This is a genomic window from Bradyrhizobium sp. SHOUNA76 (assembly GCF_023006445.1).
Taxonomy (GTDB): Bacteria; Pseudomonadota; Alphaproteobacteria; order Rhizobiales; family Xanthobacteraceae; genus Bradyrhizobium.
This window is the reverse complement of the sequence record NZ_JALBHA010000698.1, coordinates 1-2,568: the sequence shown is the minus strand read 5'-3', so window position 1 is coordinate 2,568 and position 2,568 is coordinate 1. Positions and strand designations below refer to the sequence as shown.

Below are 2,568 nucleotides of genomic sequence, written 5' to 3'. Positions count from 1 at the left end.
CGGAGCTCGCCCGCGTCGCCGAGCTTGCGATTCCGGCGCCGCACTGCGCCATCCCCGCCCGCCTCTACGTTCCCAAGGAGCCGCGCCGACATGACGGCCTGTCGCCGGCACTGGTGTTCTTCCATGGTGGCGGCTGGGTGATCGGCGATCTCGACTCGCACGACGTCGTCTGCCGTCAGCTCGCAGTCGAAGGCGCGCTGATCGTGATCTCGATCGATTACCGCCTCGCACCCGAGCACAAGTTTCCCGCCGCCATTGAGGACGCCATCGCCGCGACCACGTGGGTCGCAGCCAACGCGCGCGAGCTCGGCATCGACGCCTCACGCGTGTCGATCGGCGGCGACAGTGCCGGCGGCAATCTCGCCGCGGTCGTGGCGCTGGCCGCGCGCGACGGCAATGGCCCTGCGCTTGCGGGCCAGGTGCTGATCTATCCAGCCACCGATTTCGCCATGACCCATGGCTCCCACAGCGAGCCCGAGACCAGCGTGTTGCTGACGCATTCGGTGATCCGCTGGTTCCGCGACCACTACCTCAATGGCGCCGCCGACATCGATGACTGGCGCGCTTCGCCGGCGCGTGCGCAAAACCTTGCCGGCCTGCCGCCGGCCCATGTGCTGACCGTCGGCGCCGATCCCCTGCGTGACGAAGGCCAGGAATACGCGGAGCGGCTCAGCCAAGCCGGCGTGCCCGTGACCGCCAAGCACTATCCCGGCCAGTTCCACGGCTTCTTCACGATGGGCAAGCTGTTGCCACAGGCCAATGTCGCCGTCAGCGAGATCGGCGCGTGGTTGAAGGGATTGGGCTAAAGGCAGTCCCGTAGCCCGCATGAGCGCAGCGACATGCGGGACCGCTCTCACCATACTGACGCACTTGTCCCGGATATCGCGGCGCTCATCCGGGCTACGCACCGAACCTCGTAGAGATGCCGTCCATTCTCACACCTGCCCTCGCCCTCCCTCTGCGTGTCCTGACCTGGCTCGGCAGCCAAGGCACACGCGGAGTAGCCGCTGTCGTGTTCATCGCGGCCGCGGTGCCACCGCTCGGCGCGTTGCTTCGTCCCTATCTCACCGAGGCAATCCTCTGCCTGCTCTGCATCTCGTTCATGCGGGTCGATCTCGCCGCCCTCTACAGCCATCTGCGCCGACCGGCGCTGGTTGCAACTGCCACGGCCTGGACCACGATCGGCGTGCCGCTGATCGTCGGACTGATCGCGCACGCAACCGGGCTCACGGCTCGCGCGCCCGGGCTTTCGCTCGCACTGATGCTGCAGAGCATGGCCTCACCGATGATGGCCTCCCCGGCCCTCGCCGCGCTGATGGGTCTCGATGCCACGCTCGTGCTGATCACCCTGGTGACCTCGACCGCGCTGGTGCCCTTCACGGCATCGATGTTCGCGGGCATCTTCCTCGGCGACATGCTGAGCATCACGCCGCTGACGCTGGGCCTGAAACTGCTCGGCATCCTGGCAGTATCGCTATTGGCCGCGACGGCCATCCGATGGATCTTCGGCGCCGAGGCGATCCAGCGTCAAAAAACGCCGATCGACGGTCTCAACATCGTCATCCTCTTCATCTTCGCGGCCGCGATCATGGGCGACGTCGTGAGCGACCTCCTTACGCAGCCGATGTTCACGATCGGCCTCGCAGCTCTGTCCTTCGCGATCTACTTCACGCTGCTCGCGATCACCACGCTGCTGTTCCGCCGCATCGGCTATGAGCGCGCACTGGCGCTCGGGCTGATGGTGTCACAGCGCAATCTCGGCCTGATGCTGGCGGCAACGGCCGGCGCATTGCCGCCCACCACCTGGCTGTATTTCGCGATGACGCAGTTTCCAATTCATCTTGCGCCCTACATGCTGATGCCGATCGCGCGGCACTTGACGCTGCGCGGACGTGTCGAGCGGGGCGACGGCAATAGCACTAGCTAGGCGTGCGCTCAGAATCCGGGATGTCTGCCTTCGAGGACAAGCGGAAGATGATCCGGTCCCTCGACAATGTCCTCCTGTGCATGAAGCCCAGGTGCTGCCGCCGTTGATCTACATCAAGGTCCAAACCTCACCTGGCACTCAGGTTGGTTCAGCCGAGGCTTGGGCGACACCAGTCACGTTCGCAAGTGCAATGAGGAGGATCACCATGCATCAGCGAAAGGGTCTTTCGATCGGATCAGCGACAGTTTCCGGGATTGCAGCCAGCATCCTGTTGGGGCTTGCCGGAGCCACTCTCACTCCGGCACCCGCCGAGGCGGTTATCTACTGCACGTATGTTGGCTATCCGGCAGGTTGCGTCGCAAGGGCCGGCGTCGTGCTTAGGCCTCGTCCGGTGGCGCGTGCTGCTGTCCGTCACAACGCCGGAGGCAATTTAAATGGGGGCGTCAATCGCGTTGGAGTGCGGCGGTAAAGGACTTGGTTTACGGCCTACGAGCTTCGGCGCGGAGGCCACTTTCGTGACCTAAGTCGCTCCAGCGGATGTCGCCTCCTGGGCTCAAGCCGGACATTGGCTTGTGCATCATCCGCATCCGCTCTTGCGCGGACCTCGCGATGCGGCGCCCCTACCCCGCCCGGGCCGCGCG

3 protein-coding genes are annotated in these 2,568 nt (G+C 65.3%); all 3 read left to right on the top strand.

What is annotated here, in order from left to right:
* Nucleotides 1–806 (top strand): alpha/beta hydrolase (locus tag MOV74_RS35830; RefSeq protein ID WP_246931947.1); only part of this gene is annotated, 806 nt, incomplete at its 5' end.
* Between the two features lie 116 nt (nt 807–922).
* Nucleotides 923–1,927: a Na+-dependent transporter gene (locus MOV74_RS35825; RefSeq protein WP_246931944.1), complete on the top strand. Its 1,005-nt coding sequence runs from the start codon at nt 923–925 to the stop codon at nt 1,925–1,927.
* A 205-nt stretch (nt 1,928–2,132) separates the two neighbouring features.
* Nucleotides 2,133–2,396: a hypothetical protein gene (locus tag MOV74_RS35820; RefSeq protein ID WP_246931942.1), complete on the top strand. Its 264-nt coding sequence runs from the start codon at nt 2,133–2,135 to the stop codon at nt 2,394–2,396.
* Nucleotides 2,397–2,568: the final 172 nt, after the last annotated feature.

Bases quoted from the DNA above. Each gene is read 5' to 3' on its own strand.
- MOV74_RS35825 (WP_246931944.1), top strand. From the start codon at position 923: ATGCCGTCCATTCTCACACCTGCCCTCGCCCTCCCTCTGCGTGTCCTG.
- MOV74_RS35820 (WP_246931942.1), top strand. From the start codon at position 2,133: ATGCATCAGCGAAAGGGTCTTTCGATCGGATCAGCGACAGTTTCCGGG.